The organism is Algoriphagus aquimarinus (assembly GCF_900112005.1).
Lineage (GTDB): Bacteria > Bacteroidota > Bacteroidia > Cytophagales > Cyclobacteriaceae > Algoriphagus > Algoriphagus aquimarinus.
In genome coordinates this window covers 427,843-444,651 of the sequence record NZ_FOKK01000001.1, presented here as the reverse complement: position 1 = coordinate 444,651, position 16,809 = coordinate 427,843, and the positions used below count along the sequence as shown (strand labels likewise).

The 16,809-nt window shown below is 40.2% G+C and carries 12 protein-coding genes; 8 read left to right on the top strand and 4 right to left on the bottom strand.

What is annotated here, in order from left to right:
* Positions 1–26: 26 nt before the first annotated feature.
* The 4 genes from BM291_RS02020 to BM291_RS02005 all read left to right on the top strand — a co-directional run bounded on the left by BM291_RS02020 (position 27) and on the right by BM291_RS02005 (position 8,269).
* Positions 27–488 carry a single-stranded DNA-binding protein gene (locus BM291_RS02020; RefSeq protein WP_092894498.1) on the top strand — a complete coding sequence of 154 codons (462 nt, stop codon included), beginning with the start codon at positions 27–29 and terminating at the stop codon, positions 486–488.
* Positions 489–561: 73 nt separating this feature from the next.
* Positions 562–1,911 (top strand): gliding motility-associated protein GldE, encoded by a 1,350-nt coding sequence (gene gldE, locus BM291_RS02015; RefSeq protein ID WP_092894497.1) that lies wholly within the window; start codon positions 562–564, stop codon positions 1,909–1,911.
* 393 nt (positions 1,912–2,304) lie between these two features.
* Positions 2,305–6,795: a glutamate synthase large subunit gene (gltB, locus tag BM291_RS02010; protein ID WP_092894496.1), complete on the top strand. Its 4,491-nt coding sequence runs from the start codon at positions 2,305–2,307 to the stop codon at positions 6,793–6,795.
* A 1-nt stretch (position 6,796) separates the two neighbouring features.
* A complete protein-coding gene (locus tag BM291_RS02005; protein WP_092894495.1) occupies positions 6,797–8,269 on the top strand; it encodes a glutamate synthase subunit beta in 1,473 nt (490 codons plus the stop codon).
* A gap of 76 nt (positions 8,270–8,345) precedes the next feature.
* Here BM291_RS02005 and BM291_RS02000 read toward each other — a convergent pair whose 3' ends face one another.
* Together BM291_RS02000 and BM291_RS01995 are read right to left on the bottom strand one after the other, a co-directional pair.
* A complete protein-coding gene (locus BM291_RS02000; RefSeq protein WP_175499633.1) occupies positions 8,346–8,768 on the bottom strand; it encodes a DUF4890 domain-containing protein in 423 nt (140 codons plus the stop codon).
* Between the two features lie 94 nt (positions 8,769–8,862).
* Positions 8,863–10,194 carry an NAD(P)/FAD-dependent oxidoreductase gene (locus BM291_RS01995; protein ID WP_092894493.1) on the bottom strand — a complete coding sequence of 444 codons (1,332 nt, stop codon included), beginning with the start codon at positions 10,192–10,194 and terminating at the stop codon, positions 8,863–8,865.
* A 145-nt stretch (positions 10,195–10,339) separates the two neighbouring features.
* On the opposite strand from BM291_RS01995, the gene BM291_RS01990 reads away from it, so the two are divergent.
* Positions 10,340–11,047 carry a YebC/PmpR family DNA-binding transcriptional regulator gene (locus BM291_RS01990; RefSeq protein WP_092894492.1) on the top strand — a complete coding sequence of 236 codons (708 nt, stop codon included), beginning with the start codon at positions 10,340–10,342 and terminating at the stop codon, positions 11,045–11,047.
* A gap of 24 nt (positions 11,048–11,071) precedes the next feature.
* A complete protein-coding gene (yjjX, locus tag BM291_RS01985; RefSeq protein WP_092894491.1) occupies positions 11,072–11,638 on the top strand; it encodes an inosine/xanthosine triphosphatase in 567 nt (188 codons plus the stop codon).
* A gap of 200 nt (positions 11,639–11,838) precedes the next feature.
* Here the strand turns inward: yjjX and BM291_RS01980 are convergent, their stop codons facing one another.
* Positions 11,839–12,825 carry an NTPase gene (locus BM291_RS01980; RefSeq protein ID WP_092894573.1) on the bottom strand — a complete coding sequence of 329 codons (987 nt, stop codon included), beginning with the start codon at positions 12,823–12,825 and terminating at the stop codon, positions 11,839–11,841.
* Between the two features lie 69 nt (positions 12,826–12,894).
* Between BM291_RS01980 and BM291_RS01975 the strand changes: the two genes are divergently transcribed.
* Both BM291_RS01975 and BM291_RS01970 read left to right on the top strand, forming a co-directional pair.
* Positions 12,895–13,824: a M28 family peptidase gene (locus BM291_RS01975; protein WP_092894490.1), complete on the top strand. Its 930-nt coding sequence runs from the start codon at positions 12,895–12,897 to the stop codon at positions 13,822–13,824.
* A gap of 120 nt (positions 13,825–13,944) precedes the next feature.
* Positions 13,945–15,672 (top strand): chloride channel protein, encoded by a 1,728-nt coding sequence (locus BM291_RS01970; protein ID WP_092894489.1) that lies wholly within the window; start codon positions 13,945–13,947, stop codon positions 15,670–15,672.
* Between the two features lie 440 nt (positions 15,673–16,112).
* Here the strand turns inward: BM291_RS01970 and mtgA are convergent, their stop codons facing one another.
* Positions 16,113–16,808 (bottom strand): monofunctional biosynthetic peptidoglycan transglycosylase, encoded by a 696-nt coding sequence (gene mtgA, locus BM291_RS01965; protein WP_092894488.1) that lies wholly within the window; start codon positions 16,806–16,808, stop codon positions 16,113–16,115.
* Between the last annotated feature and the right edge of the window lies 1 nt (position 16,809).

Sequence of the window (16,809 nt, the reverse complement as noted above, 5' to 3'; positions counted from 1 at the left end):
TTTTTCAACCTTAAATTAAACTAATTATGGCAGGAGTAAATAAAGTAATCTTAGTAGGAAATCTCGGCGCTGACCCAGAAGTAAAGTATTTGGAAGGCGATAATACGGTGGCAAATCTGCGACTTGCAACTACCGAAGCATACAAAAACAGGAATGGCGAACGAGTTGAACAAACAGAATGGCATGACTTAGAAATGTGGGGTGCACAGGCCAAAATTGCCGAACAATACCTCAAAAAGGGCAGCCAGATCTATGTAGAAGGAAAAATTAAAACAGATAGCTGGCAGGATGAACAAGGTCAAAATCGCTATCGAACCAGAATTCGTGTTTTAAGCTTCACTATGCTGGGTAGTAAACCTGATGGAGCGGGGAATCCTAGTGCTCCACAGCAGTCCACTCAGCAAAGGCCTGCATCTTCGGCGCCTACATCGGCACCTAAAGCACAAGAAATGGTTTCAGATACGGAAGATGACGATCTGCCATTTTAATAATCAATTCCTCTGAAAGTTATTTTCAGGGGAATTTTTTTTTAATTTTGCATTAACCATTGCGGTTTAATACATGGACGATCCCTACCCGAGTTACCATTTACTCGCTCAGATTAGCTCACCCTCGGTAAGTTATCTGATTTTAAATGGTTTGCTTTTTATACTACTATTGATAGGCTCTGCCCTAGTTTCAGGTTCAGAGGTTGCATTTTTCTCTCTAAGCAATGAAGACTTAGGGAATATCGAAGAAGAAAACACACCACGAGGCAAAAAAGTAATAAGCCTGGTAGAATCTCCCAAAAAATTACTCAGCACCATCCTTATCCTCAATAACCTTATCAATATTGGGATTGTGACGCTGACCACATTTGTAACTTGGTCTATTTTTGGAATGAACGCAACAGGCATTGTGATCATCCTAATTCAGACAGTGGGAATCACTTTTGCCATAGTTTTCTTTGGAGAAATTGTCCCAAAAGTCTATGCTAACAATGCTAAGGTGGAGTTTAGTCTGATCATGGCTCCTACCATAGTTTTTTTCTCCTCTGTGCTCAAGCCCATTTCGATATTCTTGATGGCATTTAGCAACCTTCTGGAAAAACGTATTGTTAAGAAAGGGTATTCACTTTCAGTAAATGAACTAAATCAGGCTTTAGAACTGACTACTGAAGATGCTCCTAGTGAAGAAAGAGAAATCCTAAGAGGTATTGTAAACTTCGGTACACTCACCGTAAAGCAAGTCATGCAAAGCCGTATGGATATCACCGCCATCGATATGGAAATGGATTTTCATGAGTTGATGGACAAAATCAATAAAAGTGGGTACTCCAGAATCCCGGCTTACGAAGAGACCATAGATAATATTCAAGGCATACTGTATATCAAGGATCTTTTGCCTTTTATCGAACGAGATGAAGATTTCAAATGGAATGAACTGATACGAAAAAGCTTTTTTGTTCCTGAAAATAAGAAAGTGGATACCCTACTGAAGGATTTCCAACTTAAGCGAGTTCACATGGCTATAGTGGTGGATGAATACGGAGGAACCTCAGGGTTGGTCACGTTAGAAGATTTAATCGAAGAAATAATCGGAGAAATCAACGATGAGTTCGATGACCACGACGATATATTCTTCCAAGAAATTGATTCATCTACCTTTATTTTTGAGGGAAAAGTTTCACTGAATGATTTCTGCAAAAAGCTTGATTTAGACTCTCAGGTATTTGAAGATGTCAAAGGCGAAAGTGAATCTCTAGGCGGATTACTTCTAGAGCTCAATTCGAAGCTTCCTAAGAATGGCACCAAGATAAATTTTCAAGATTTCGAGTTTACCATCTTGGCGGTAGATGCCCGGAAAATCAAAAAAGTGAAGGTTCACATCAATTCTTTAGACAAGGATACACTTGGCCCACATACAGATTGAGGAACAGGATATTATAATATATTTAGTTTATCCATTTTTTCAGAATATAATTTTACACGCATTTTTTTGAGAGCTGATCAGACAAGTCAACACTAAAATTCACAAAAAATAATTTTATTTTTTTTAGCGGTATTTTTTAGCATCCTAAAATCAAAGGATTCACACATTTTTTTTCAGATTTGAATTAAAAAGCACCCTATTTCTTCAAATACTGCCATAAATATTACTGGGCAGTTCAGTTTATCACACCAAAAAGTCAATTACCAAAATATTAATAAAGTCAAAATCCATAAAAAATAAGGCACTAAAGCAGCTGTTTTGTTGCCGTAATTTTAATAGGACAAATTTTTTCTGTAATTTTTGGAAATTTTGAACCTAATAAATTCTATAAAAATGCAAGAAGGTTTGTATCGATCGGAGTTTGAGCATGACTCCTGCGGTATAGGTGCGGTTGTCGATCTGAGTGCAGTTCCATCTCATGAGACGATTAGCGATGCCTTATATATGCTAAGCAACATGGAGCACCGTGGCGGACGTGGATCTGATCCTAAGTCTGGTGATGGAGCTGGCATACTAATTCAGGTACCACATCAATTCCTAAAGGATATCACAGCGCGTACAGAGATAGAGCTTCCCGAAGCTGGATCTTACGGTGTAGGCATGACTTTTTTCCCAAAGAATAAGCAGCTATTTCACCGCTCAAAAGAACTTCTCAATCAACTGATTGAAGAGTTAGATTTTGAATTGATCGGTTATCGATCAGTACCTGTAGATGAGACAGTCCCTGGCTCTGGAGCACTTGAAGTGATGCCGAATATAGAGCAGCTCTTTGTTAAGCATAAAAAAGGACTCACCGGTATCGAACTGGAGCGTAAGCTCTATGTACTTAGAAACTACTCTACTTCAGAAATCAATACTAAGATTCCTGGCGTAAATCAGTCGTTCTATTTTGCGAGTTTGAGCAGCCAGACACTTATATATAAGGGACAGTTGAGAACTGATCAAGTTTTGGCCTTTTACAAGGATCTTCAAAACTCCAAAATAGAGTCAGCCTTTGCTATAGTTCACTCCCGCTTCTCTACCAATACGTTTCCTAACTGGAGACTGGCTCAGCCTTTCCGTTTTCTTTCTCACAATGGTGAGATTAATACGATCAAGGGTAATCTAAACAAGATGAAGTCAAAGGAAAACCTCATGAAATCAAAGTATTTCACTGATGAGGAGCTTTCCAGATTGATGCCAATCACTGACAAGCAAAAATCGGATTCAGCGAATCTTGATGCTATGGTGGAACTACTGACTTTGAGCGGTAGATCTCTTCCCCATGCCATGATGATGCTCGTGCCAGAAGCTTGGCAGGACAATGAAGTCATGGATCGAGACAGAAAATCTTTCTATAAATTCCATGCTTCTCTGGTAGAACCATGGGATGGCCCAGCTGCTTTGCTATTTACAGATGGAAAATCTGTAGGTGCTACGCTGGATAGGAACGGTCTGCGTCCACTGAGATACTTTATCACTCAGGACAAAAGACTTATTCTTTCTTCTGAAGCTGGAGCTTTGCCTATTCGTGAAGCTACTATTTTAGAAAAAGGTAGAATTAGTCCAGGAAGAATGATTTGGGCTGATTTGGAAAAAGGTCGAGTACTATTTGATGAAGAAGTAAAAGGAGAGATTTGTAGCAAGCAGCCTTACGAACAGTGGGTAGCCGATCAGCGAATCAAACTTCGTATGGAAGATGATCCTAAAACGCTGACTCATCCATACTCTACTGAGAATATTAAAAAGCATCAAACAATCTTTGGATATACGTCTGAGGAGCTAAAAGTAGTATTGAGCCCAATGGGAGATACTGCCTATGAAGCAATCGGCTCTATGGGAGCAGATACTCCTCTTGCCGTTCTATCCAAAGAGAGTCAGCATATATCCAATTACTTCAAGCAGCTATTTGCTCAGGTAAGTAATCCACCTATTGATCCTATTCGTGAGAGATTAGTAATGTCTCTTTTTACCCGTCTAGGTGTGGGCCAGAATATTTTGGAGGAAAGTCCAAAGCATACTCGCCAAATCCATATTTCCCAACCAGTTCTACTTAATGAAGATCTGGAAAAGGTAAAAAATATGGAGGGGCAAGGCTATAGATGTGCTACTCTCACGAGTCATTTCCTTGCAGATCATCAGCCAGGAAGACTTTTGCAAGCATTAGACAAACTTTGTGACGAAGCGGAAAAAGCGATTAATGAAGGAAAAAATGTAATCATTATATCCGATCGTAATAGCACGGTAGATTATGCACCAATCCCATCTCTTTTGGCGATAGGAGCTGTTCACCATCACTTAGTCAAAAAGAAAATCAGAACTAGTGCCGGCTTGGTATTAGAATCTGGAGATATTCGCGAGACACATCATTTCGCAACTGCTATTGGCTACGGAGCATCAGCTATCAATCCATACATGGCATTAGAGTCACTTCTAGACATGTATGAAAAAGGTGAGTTACCAAATGCTAAAAGCCAGAAGAAACTATTCTCAAACTATCAATCTGCGATAGGTAAAGGACTTCTTAAAGTACTTTCCAAAATGGGAATCAGTACACTTCAGTCCTATCAAAGTGCACAAATCTTCGAAGCTTTAGGTTTGGGCCCTGATGTAATCGACAGATGTTTCAAAGGCACAATCTCTAGAATTAGTGGTATTTCATTTAATGAATTAGCAGAAGAAGTTCTGATCCGTCATAGAGCTGCTTACGAGACAGAGTCCCCGATACTAGAGCAAGGAGGAGTATATCAGTGGAAGAGAAGAGGTGAAAAACACCTGTTCAATCCTGAAACAATCCACTTGCTTCAGAAATCAACTCGTTTGAATGATTTTGGTATGTACAAGAAATTTGCAGCCAAAATAAATGAGCAGAGCAAAGATGCCTTGACATTGAGAGGTTTATTTGAATTCAAAAAACGTATTTCTGTACCAATCGATGAAGTAGAACCTGCATCTTCCATTATGCGAAGATTTGCTACTGGAGCGATGTCTTTTGGCTCGATTTCTCACGAAGCTCACTCTACTTTGGCGATAGCCATGAATAGAATGGGTGCTAAAAGTAACTCTGGCGAAGGAGGAGAAGATGAAATTCGATTTGCCAAAAAAGAAAACGGAGACTGGGAGCGCTCAGCAATCAAGCAAGTAGCTTCTGGTAGATTCGGCGTTACGAGTAATTATCTAACGAATGCTGCCGAACTTCAAATCAAAATGGCGCAAGGAGCTAAGCCTGGAGAAGGTGGTCAGCTTCCTGGACATAAAGTGGATGATTGGATAGGTAGAGTAAGACATTCTACTCCTGGAGTAGGATTGATCTCCCCTCCACCTCACCACGATATTTATTCGATTGAAGATCTAGCTCAGCTGATCTACGATCTTAAAAATGCGAATAGAAAAGCAAGAATCAACGTAAAACTTGTTTCTCAAGCAGGAGTAGGTACAGTAGCAGCAGGTGTGGCAAAAGCCATGGCTGATGTAATCCTGATCTCAGGAGCTGACGGCGGAACAGGAGCTTCTCCATTGAGTTCTATCCGTCACGCAGGATTGCCTTGGGAACTTGGGCTTTCTGAAGCTCATCAGACTTTGGTGAAAAACAACCTACGTAGTCGAGTAGTACTTCAAACCGATGGTCAACTTAGAACTGGTCGTGATCTTGCAATTGCGACACTTTTGGGAGCTGAGGAATGGGGAATTTCCACAGCGGCTTTGGTAGTAGAAGGATGTATTATGATGAGAAAATGCCACCTGAACACTTGTCCAGTTGGTATTGCAACTCAGAACCCGGACTTGAGAAAACTATTTACTGGTGATCCTGATCACGTAGTGAATTTCTTCCAATTCCTAGTGCAAGACCTTAGAGAGATCATGGCTTCACTTGGCTTCCGCACCGTGAACGAAATGGTAGGACAAAGCAACGTTCTTCAATCTACAGGCCATTTAAATCACTGGAAGTGGGATAAAGTAGACTTAAGTCCTATTTTCCACAAAGTGGAAGTTCCGGATCACGTAGGTATTCACAAGCAAATCGATCAGGAGTTTGAGTTGAAAAGAGTCTTGGATCGCCAGCTGATAAAGGCTGCTCTTCCTTCACTTGAACAAGCTCTTGCATCATCAGGAAGCTTCTCAATTAAGAATATTGACAGATCAGTGGGAGCGATGCTTTCCAATGAAATCTCAAAAATATACGGTAGCCCAGGATTGCCTGAGGATACGATCAACTTCAAATTCACAGGTTCTGCAGGTCAGACATTCGGTGGATTCCTTACCAAAGGAGTCAACTTCGAACTAGAAGGAGAAGCGAATGATTACTTCGGAAAAGGACTTTCAGGTGGAAAATTGATCGTCTACCCAAGCAGAAATGCCAAATTCGTTCCAGAAGAAAACATCATCATCGGTAACGTAGCGTTCTACGGAGCAACGTCAGGTGAAGCATACATCAATGGAAAAGGCGGCGAGAGATTCTGTGTAAGAAACTCTGGTGTACAGACCGTAGTAGAAGGAATCGGCGATCACGGTTGTGAATATATGACTGGTGGATTAGTAGTGAATCTTGGAGAAATTGGTAGAAACTTCGCCGCTGGAATGAGCGGTGGAATCGCCTATATTCTAAAGGAGTATATCACGGAGATCAATCCTGAACTGGTAGATATAGACAACCTAGAAGATGAGGATTTCAACACGATCAAAACATTCCTCAAAAGACATATAAAACTGACAAAATCAGGTCTAGGAACAAGATTCCTTGAAGATTGGGATAAAACCAAAGAGAAATTTATCAAGGTAATTCCAAGAGATTATAAGGCAGTTTTAGAGAAAAGAGCATTAGAACAATCAAAATCATTGGCGTAAAATGGGAGCGAAAGAAGGATTTATTCAATTCAAAAGAGAAACTCCGGTTACCCGTGACGCGAAAGCTAGAATAGGTGACTACAAGGAAATATATGAGCCTTTTGCAGGCGAAAAGTTAAATAATCAGGCAGCTCGATGCATGGACTGTGGTGTTCCGTTTTGTCACAATGGCTGTCCATTAGGTAATGTAATCCCGGATTTCAACGATGCGGTTTACAAAAATGAATGGGAGCAAGCGATCAATATATTGAGGAGCACAAACAATTTCCCTGAGTTTACAGGGAGAATTTGTCCTGCTCCATGCGAAGCTAGCTGTGTACTCGGCATCAATAAAGATCCAGTTGCGATCGAGTTAATCGAGAAAAATATAGCGGAAAAAGCCTATGAACTAGGTTTGATCAAAGCGAACCCACCAAAAACAAGAACTGGTAAGTCAGTAGCCGTAATTGGCTCAGGCCCTGCAGGACTTGCTGCGGCAGATCAGCTAAATCAAGCAGGTCATGAGGTGACGCTATTCGAAAAAGATTCCAAGCCAGGAGGATTACTTCGATTTGGTATCCCGGATTTCAAGCTTGAAAAATGGGTAATTGATCGCCGTGTCGATTTCATGAAGCAAGAAGGAGTGATTTTCACATGCAATACCGAAATTGGTTTCAATATCAAGGCGGAAAATATCCTCAAAAACTTCGATGCTGTAGTACTTTCTACTGGAGCTGGACAACCTAGGGGATTAAATATCAAAGGAGCGAATGCCACAGGTGTTCATTTTGCGATGGAATTTCTTGGTCAGCAGAACAAGGTCGTATCTGAAGAGATCACAGAAAATCCAATCTCAGCCAAAGGAAAGCATGTGATTGTAATTGGTGGTGGTGATACAGGAAGTGATTGTATCGGTACATCCAATAGACATGGTGCAGCTTCGATTACACAGCTTGAGTTGCTACCTAAGCCTCCACAGCAAAGAAATACGCTTAACCCTTGGCCAGAATGGCCTATGACTTTGAGAACCTCAAGTTCTCATGACGAAGGAGCTGAGCGGGTGTTCTCTGTTCTTACAAAGGAATTTACGGTAAATGCCGAAGGTCAAGTGACAGGTTTGAGTCTAGTAGATCTGGAGTGGGTGCATAAAGATGGCCGTATGGTCTTCGAGGAAATCGCTGGTACCGAACGTACAGTTCCTTGTGATTTAGCATTTCTAGCTATCGGCTACACTGGTCCTGCTCAAAATGGTTTGCTGGAGGCATTTGGTGCTGAAACTATGGAAAATACCCTTCCAAAGTCAAAAAATTACCAAAGCACTAATTCTAAAGTCTTCCTAGCTGGAGATATGCGCCGAGGTCAATCCCTGGTTGTATGGGCTATATCGGAAGGTCGTGAAGCAGCAGTAAAAGTGGATGAGTTCCTTATGGGATCATCTACGCTACCACAAAAGGACGAATCGTTCTTCCAGGTAGAAGAGCAAATTGCTGAATAACAGAAAAACTTCAATAAAATAAGAAGCCATCCCAAGATATTGGGATGGCTTCTTTTGTATAAAGGCACATAGCGAATTAATTACCGCCGCCTCTTTTTCCTCTTTGAGAATCACCACCACCTTGAGGACCTCCTCTTTGACCATTCGTTCTTTTGGCTTGAAGTTCAGCCCATTTTACTTTTTGCTCCTCAGTCAAAACTGCTTGTATTTTAGTCTCCTGCTCTGACAATTCAGCTTTTTTAGCTTCCATCTCCTCTTTTCTAGCCTCAGAATCAGCTTTTCTTTCCGCCATCTCAGCCTCATTCTTTTTAGCATATTCTAGATTGATATCTAAAATCTGCTTTTTCTGAGCATCCGTGAGCTTAAGCTCTTCTGCCATGCGCTCAGTATTCATTTTAGCTCTTTCTTCAGCGCTTTGTCTTTGTCCGCCATTTCTTTGTGCAAAAGTGCTCAGACTGACCATTACCATCAAGCCTGCAGCGAAAATCCATTTTTTCATGTGTTTCGTTTTTAAAGTTATATGGATTAGACAGAACTTAGGCATATCAGTTTAATCTGACTTAAAATAGTTTTTGTTAACAAATCCAAATAGACTATCTCTCCTCTGTCAGCTCCTTCCGCTCGCTAGCTCTTACCGCCTTCGGCTTAATCAACAACCTTAAGCTTGGGTCAAAACTTAGGTAGTTCCATGACCAATCTAAGAAAATGAAAACCTTATTCTTCACTCCAAGAATTGCCATCAAATGGACAAAAAGCCAGGTAAACCAAGCCAATATACCTTGAAACTTAATAAATGGTAAATCGACCACAGCGAGTTTTCTTCCTACAGTTGCCATAGATCCTAAGTCCTTATAATTAAAAACTCTCTTCTCTTTCCCTTCCTCCATATTATGAAGATTATGCGCAAGACAAACCGCCTGCTGAATTGCAACTTGCGCTACCTGCGGATGCCCCTTTGGATAAGCTTCTTGCGTCATCAAACTGATATCTCCAAGTGCGTAGACATCGGGACAGCCTTTAACTTCAGAAAAGTCATCGACGTATAATCTTCCATTTGGCGCATAATTAGCATCTTCCAGCCCTCCAATCCTGTTTGGTTTAATTCCCGCAGCCCAAAGCAACGTCTGAGTTTGAATAGGTTCATTGTCTGCAAGTAGTACTTCATTACCATCGTAATTTTTTACCATAGTATTCAGCATCACTTCCACTCCTAGATCCTGAAGGTATTTTAAAGCGCTCTCCTTAGATTCCTTGGACATCGCTCCGAGCAATTCTGGGCCAGCCTCTATGAGTACAATCTTCATGTTGTGGAAATTCAGCTCAGGATAATCCTTTGGCAACACCGTATTTCTTAGATCCGCCATTGCACCAGCTAATTCTACACCTGTAGGACCTCCGCCCACGATTACCATATTCATTAGAGATTTACGATCTTCTGCTTTCTCAATATTTATAGCACGTTCATAATTCGAAATTATCTTATTACGTATGTAAAGCGCTTCTGATACAGTCTTCATCGGAGAAGCAGATTCTTCTATACTCTTGGAACCAAAATAATTAGTGTCTGCTCCCATAGCCATTACTAGATAGGTATAATCTATATAGCCCATATCTGTATAGATACGCTTGATATTTGGATCAAAATGATTAACTCGAGTCATTCGGAAAGTCACATTCTTTGATCCGTGAAAAATCTTTCGAAGCGGAAATGAAATAGCGCTAGGCTCCAATCCAGCAGTAGCAACTTGATAAAATAGTGGCTGAAACTGATGATAATTATGCTTGTCCAACAAAATCACCTGAAACTTCTTATTCATCAAATTCATAGCAAGCTTTAAGCCGCCAAAACCTGCGCCTACAATTACTACTTTTGGTAAATCTGATTTGGGAATATTTGGAAGAGGGGTAGAGAGAAATTCCGACATACTTGAAATGTTTTTTAGTCGAGTTGAATTAGAAAAATGTCACTATAAAAATGGCACACTTTCCAACAAAATCTAGACATAGAATAGTTCTAATTCTAGCCAAACCAAAAGAATTGCTAATTTTACCACCCTAATATTTATAATCATGGGAAGAGCTTTTGAATTCAGAAAAGAGAGAAAATTCAAGCGTTGGGACAAAATGTCCAAAGTTTTTACGCGTCTAGGGAAAGAAATCGTAATGGCGGTAAAATCGGCCGGTCCCGACCCCGCATCTAACCCCAGGCTTCGAACTATAATCCAGAATGCCAAAGGTGCTCAAATGCCTAAGGATAGAATCGAAGCAGCAATCAAACGCGCCTCAAATAAAGACGAGAAAGATTACGAAGAAGTAGTTTACGAAGGTTATGGCCCTTATGGTATCGCTGTCGTAGTGGAAACATCTACTGACAACATCAATAGAACAGTAGCTAACGTAAGAAGTTACTTCTCTAAAGCGGGTGGATCACTGGGAACTTCGGGTTCAGTTGTATTTATGTTTGATCGAAAAGCCGTTTTTCGCTTTGCAAAAGGCGAATATGACTTGGAAGAACTGGAGTTCGAATTAATTGATTTCGGTCTAGTTGATATTGATGAGAATGAAGGTGAAATCTTCGTTTACACTGAATTTGAGGACTTCGGTACCATGCAAAAAGCACTTGAAGAAAAACATATAGACGTAATCAGCGCAGATTTTCAGCGCTTCCCTTCTACACTTACCGAACTCGATGAAGAGCAGGAGGAGATCATCAATAAGATGATCGAAAAAATGGAAGAAGACGAAGATGTAAATCAAATTTTCACAAACATGGCCTAGGCATCCCCTAGGTTTTTTTATTCTATGAATTTCCCCAAAAGAGAGAATTTCCAGACTTCAGAAAAGTCATTAATAATTGTTGGTAGTAAAAACCCTGTTAAAGTCGCCTGCACTGAGTCGGCATTTACTGAAGCATTCCACAAAGGATTTGTCGTAAACGGAATCACTGCTGCTTCACAAGTATCTGATCAACCAAAAGGTGATGAAGAGACTTATTTAGGTGCAAGAAACCGAGTAATCAATGCCAAAAAATCTTTCCCCGAAGCAGATTATTGGGTAGGAATAGAAGGGGGCGTTGGTGAAGATGTCCGCGGGATGTATGCCTTTGCCTGGATCTATATAGAAAATAAATCGGGTCTTCAAGGCAAAGCGAAAACTGGAACATTCTACCTTCCAAAAGCTATTGCTGACTTAATCCACTCAGGTATGGAACTTGGTGCAGCTGATGATCAGTTTTTTGCCCAAGAAAATTCTAAGCAATGTGGCGGATCTGTAGGAATTCTCACCCACGGGGCAATAACTAGACAAACCTATTATAATCAAGCAATTATATTGGCTTTGATTCCATTTTTGAATGAAGAGTTATTTTAAGGAGCCTAATTTTTGCAATTTTTTCACTTAAGTGTCTTTTATTCGAAAAAAATTTGATTATCATTGAATAATTGAAATTTAAAACTTTGATTTATCCAAAAGGCTAAGAATATTACAATGCCCTTTAGAAATCGACAGAAGTAGAAGTTGCTTGAATCACCCCTATCATTAAGTAACTATAGGCCTCTCATCCGAGAGGCCTATTTTTTTAAATTTTCCAAGAAATTATTCAATGCAACTCTCCAATCTGTATCAGCATCCCATTCAGGACCTATATAGAGTTCGTCACGCACTAATAGCTTGATATAGTATTTCACTACAATACGCGAAGCTGATGGATCTGCGTTTGGCTCCAACCCCATACTCTTCATCAAATCAGCTTCTCTTCCCTCAACTTTAATCAAAAGAAATTGTACTCTATCGCGAATTAACTCTTGCTCCGTCTTTGCCTCTGTAAGCCACTCTATCTGATAAGGATACGATTGTTTCAATACTTGTTCAATTCCTGATTTCTGAGCCGCCTGTTCTGCTAAAATCGTATTTGGTGACTTTCCATACATATCATACCTGAAATAGCTGAGCAAACCTGTTTCGGCTGACGAGCCTTCAATAGTAATTCCCAATTTGAACACGTCAAGGTTGAGCGGATTCGCTGCCAAAAACTTCTGGCTAGACGAAGTTTGGGAACTGTTGATACTTAGGAATTCCGGCACATCTAGCACAAGTAGGTTTTGCGAGGGCTGGTTTTGACCGATGAGTGCAAACTGGCTTGTAGTAGCACCGATATCTGCAGCGCTCACTCCAAACAAGGCTGTAGTAGGAATAATTTTTCCATCTCCTGAAAATGGTGCGACATGAATACTCATTTGATTTTTCTGCCTCGTGACTAGAATAATATTTTTAACTAGTCGATTTTGAAAGCTTTTGGCATAATCTGCCTGAACTGCTTCGGAAAGTGCAACCTTCTCCAATTCAAAGTATGCTACAGGGTCAGCCCCTGCCTGAACCAGGGAATGATGAACACTATCTGCCACCTCTTCCCAAGTCATAATAGGCCTCGACCCGGGATCAGTGGAGACAAATACGATAGATTTTCCGTCAAAAAAAGACTGAGGTAGGCTACCTTGAGCCGAAACCTGCTGAAGGTTTAGTAAAAGAATAAAAATAAGAAGGATATTATATTTCATGAATTCAGAGGTGTGATCCGCTAAGCTTATTAATTTTACCAATATACATAACGCAAAATACTTCCCTTGATGCAACTCTCAATCAAAAGCACACTAAGTTGTTTATTATTTCTAGTTTTTTTTCAGACAAACGGGCAAAGTATTGCAAGCAAAAGTCTCCTTGAAAACATTAAGTATCTATCCTCAGATGAGCTCAAAGGCAGAAAAACAGGAAGTGAAGGGAATTCACAGGCTCGAGCTTTCATTTTAGAGCAATTCAAAAGCATAGGACTCGAAACTCAGTATCCAGACTACCAGCAGAAATTTGACTTTGAAAATAGAAGAGAAAATAAGCCGTATGAAAATTCTGTAAACATTGTTGGATTTATAGCTGGAAGCTCTTCGCAAAAATTAATAGTGATTACGGCTCATTATGATCACGTCGGTGTTGGCAGACCGAATACAGAAGGAGATTCTATTTACAACGGTGCGGATGACAACGCTTCTGGAACAGCTGCTTTGATAGAATTAGCTAAATATTTCAAAGAAAACAGACCCGAACATTCTATCATGTTTGCTGCATTGGATGGTGAAGAAATGGGCTTACAGGGCGCAAAAGCTCTGGTAAAAGACTTTCCATTTCCTATAGAGCAAATCGTATTGAATATCAATATGGACATGATTTCAAGAAATGAAAAAGGTGAGTTATACGCTTCGGGCACCTATTACAACCCAATTTTAAAGTCAATTCTCGAAACTGCAGCAGCTGGGTCTACTCCTAAATTGCTATTCGGTCATGATGAACCAAACACTGGCAGAGATAACTGGACTAAGTCTTCAGATCATGGCGCATTCTTCGATGTGCAGGTTCCGCATATCTATTTCGGCGTAGAGGATCACCCAGATTATCATAAGCCAAGTGATTCTTTCGAGAATATTGATCAGCAATTTTATATCAATGCGGTCAATCTTATCTTGAGGTGTACCTTAGCGCTGGATGCAGAATTACCTAAAGAGTAAGCCATACTCTTTTGTTTGATTCACAACTTATTTAACTTATAATCTAAAGCACGCTACAAACGCGATATTTTGCCTAAACAAGACATTATCACCAGGCTCTTAATATGGAGGCTCAGACATATGAGCAACCAAACCTTCATCCTTATTCTTAGTGGGATAATAGGAGTTTTTTCTGGTCTTGCTGCGGTAATTCTGAAACAAGGTGTACATGCTATCCAGCATTTTCTTACAGAGGATTTTTATAAAGAGTATGCCAATTTTCTCTATATCCTATATCCGCTTATCGGTATTTCGGCTGCCTATCTTATAGGGAAATTCCTTTTTAAAGACATAGGAGGGCATGGCGTTCCTGATATTCTGTTTACAATATCCAAAAAACAGAGTATCATCAAACGTGTAAAGACCTACAGCCGTGTTTTCACTTCAGCAATTACTGTTGGTTTTGGTGGATCAGTAGGTTTGGAAGCTCCCATGCTAGTAACAGGCTCGGCCATCGGCTCCAACGTAGGCTCTCTGGTTCATCTAAATGCAAAGAAACGGACCCTACTCATTGGTTGCGGTGCTGCAGCAGCGATATCATCCATTTTCGGAGCTCCTATCGGTGGAGTGATTTTCGCCATTGAGGTAATCATGATGGAAATCAGCACAGCGAGCTTTATTCCTCTGCTGATAGCCAGTGTGACAGGATCACTGACTTCCATGATTCTTATTGGGAAAGACTCCGTTTTCAATTTCAAACTGACGGAGAACTTTCAAGCTTCTCACATGCCTTATTATTTGCTTCTGGGGATTGCATGTGGTTTGGTTTCTCTCTACTTCAGCCAAGCTGTAAGAAAAACTGAATCACTCATGGAGAGCCTCGATAGCCAAGCGTTACGTATTCTTTATGGTGGCGCTATATTGGGTATTATGGTTTTCTTCCTGCCCCCAATCTATGGAGAGGGCTATGATACGCTTAATACATTGATTGATGGAAACTCCAGTCAATTGCTCGAAAAAAGTCCATTCTTCTCACTGATTGAGAATCCTTACTTGATCATTATTTTCTTGGCGTTTATAATTCTAGTGAAACCTATAGCTGCCGCCGTTACTCTAGGGGCAGGTGGTAGTGGTGGAATATTCGCACCTTCGCTTTATGTAGGGGGAATTTTGGGATTCTTATTCGCCTATTCTAGTAATCTTTTTAATTTCACTATTCCTCTTCCTTTGGCTCATTTTACTCTAGTAGCCATGTGCGGCGTAATGGCAGGTGCCCAGCACGCGCCGCTCTCCGCTATATTCTTAATAGCAGAAATCACTGGGGGGTATGAGCTGTTCATTCCTTTAATGTTTGTATCCGCCATCTCGTATGTGACCAAAACAGCCTATCAGAAAGACAGTATCTACATGATACAACTGAAGGAAAAAGGAAGACACTTACCCGAATCAAAAGATCAAGAACTATTGGAACTCATCACGATTACCAATGTAATCGAACGAGATTTGCTTCCTATACATCCCGATTCAAAACTGAAAGATTTGATAAGTCTAGTGAAAATATCCAAGCGTAATATTTTCCCTGTAGTAGATGAGCATAAAGCTCTACGAGGAATAGTCACCTTGGATGATATCCGAGACATTATGTTTGATAAAGAAAAGCAGGAAGTAATGCTTATAAAGGAACTGATGCACAGTCCTCCAGAAATCCTATTAGCAACTGAGAATATGCAAAAAGCTATGGAAAAATTTGAGCTATCTGGAGCTTGGAATCTACCTGTAATCGAAGAGGGCAAATATTTAGGCTTCGTTTCTAAGTCAAGAATCTTTAATGCCTACCGAAAACGTCTTATTAAACAGAAGCAAGATTAATCGATTTAAGAATAATATTTGGAAGAGAAATTTATCCACTTTTTCTCATACAGTTTTTGAACACATTTTTGAAGTTAGCCTTCTTTATCCACAAAATTACCTTTAGAGAACAGCATGTAATTATCTGATTTAATGATAGTTAGAATGTCAATATTACGGAGTGTGGATAAATTATCGAAAATGTGGATAAAAAACACTTGCATTTTTTAAACCTCAAATGGACGCTCCAAACAACGATTTTCAAGTCTTGTTCATTTCAACTTTACCCCTGAAACGTAGTATAGAAAAGTGCCCGATATCGCCCAATTGGAATAGAAAATTTTGCACACTATTTTTTTCGCTTTGAAAAACCTGAGCATAACATCTCCAATCACTGTGTTTTTAATTTTTCCCCAACTTTACCACCGAATAGTGCAAATTTAACAGGACAAACCCAACCACTAAATACCCATTTCCAGTGGGGCTAGGTTATTCATCTGTCTTAGAATCCAACCTTGACGACCGATAATATAGGAGGTCGGTTTGGCAGGAGACCATCGTCTTGGGTTTGGCAAAACAGCAGCAATTGCGGCAGCTTGGTTACGGTTGAGTTTGGAGGCTGGCTTGTTGAAGTAAGCCTGTGATGCTGCTTCGATCCCATAGATACCATCACCCATTTCTATCACATTCAGATAAACTTCCATTATGCGCTCTTTTGGCCATATTAACTCTACCAAAACTGTGAAATACGCTTCAAAACCTTTTCTGACATAACTTCTGGATGGCCATAAAAAGACATTTTTAACGGTCTGCTGAGTGATCGTACTTGCTCCTTTTACCCGCTTACCTTTTTTATTATTTTCCCAAGCTTTTTGCATGGCCTCAATATCAAAACCATCGTGCGCCATGAATTTCTGGTCTTCTGCAGCATAAACTGCCTGAGGAGCATTCTTTGAAATCTCACTCATAGGCACCCAGTCCTTGTAAAGTCTAACTTCCTTCTCTGAATCAAATGCCTGTTCAAAAACACGAATAACCATCAAGGGAGTAATCGGCACAGGCACGAAGCGATAGACCACAGTCAACCCAACTGAAATAATCAAAAACCACATCGCAGTTTTCCAGACCAAACGCCATAACCTCTTAATAAGCTTCATA

Coding starts and splice junctions, on each gene's coding strand:
- gldE (WP_092894497.1), top strand. CDS start 562: ATGGACGATCCCTACCCGAGTTACCATTTACTCGCTCAGATTAGCTCA.
- BM291_RS01980 (WP_092894573.1), bottom strand. CDS start 12,825: ATGAAATATAATATCCTTCTTATTTTTATTCTTTTACTAAACCTTCAG.
- BM291_RS02020 (WP_092894498.1), top strand. CDS start 27: ATGGCAGGAGTAAATAAAGTAATCTTAGTAGGAAATCTCGGCGCTGAC.
- BM291_RS01990 (WP_092894492.1), top strand. CDS start 10,340: ATGGGAAGAGCTTTTGAATTCAGAAAAGAGAGAAAATTCAAGCGTTGG.
- BM291_RS02000 (WP_175499633.1), bottom strand. CDS start 8,768: ATGAAAAAATGGATTTTCGCTGCAGGCTTGATGGTAATGGTCAGTCTG.
- gltB (WP_092894496.1), top strand. CDS start 2,305: ATGCAAGAAGGTTTGTATCGATCGGAGTTTGAGCATGACTCCTGCGGT.
- BM291_RS01995 (WP_092894493.1), bottom strand. CDS start 10,194: ATGTCGGAATTTCTCTCTACCCCTCTTCCAAATATTCCCAAATCAGAT.
- BM291_RS02005 (WP_092894495.1), top strand. CDS start 6,797: ATGGGAGCGAAAGAAGGATTTATTCAATTCAAAAGAGAAACTCCGGTT.
- BM291_RS01975 (WP_092894490.1), top strand. CDS start 12,895: ATGCAACTCTCAATCAAAAGCACACTAAGTTGTTTATTATTTCTAGTT.
- yjjX (WP_092894491.1), top strand. CDS start 11,072: ATGAATTTCCCCAAAAGAGAGAATTTCCAGACTTCAGAAAAGTCATTA.
- BM291_RS01970 (WP_092894489.1), top strand. CDS start 13,945: ATGAGCAACCAAACCTTCATCCTTATTCTTAGTGGGATAATAGGAGTT.
- mtgA (WP_092894488.1), bottom strand. CDS start 16,808: ATGAAGCTTATTAAGAGGTTATGGCGTTTGGTCTGGAAAACTGCGATG.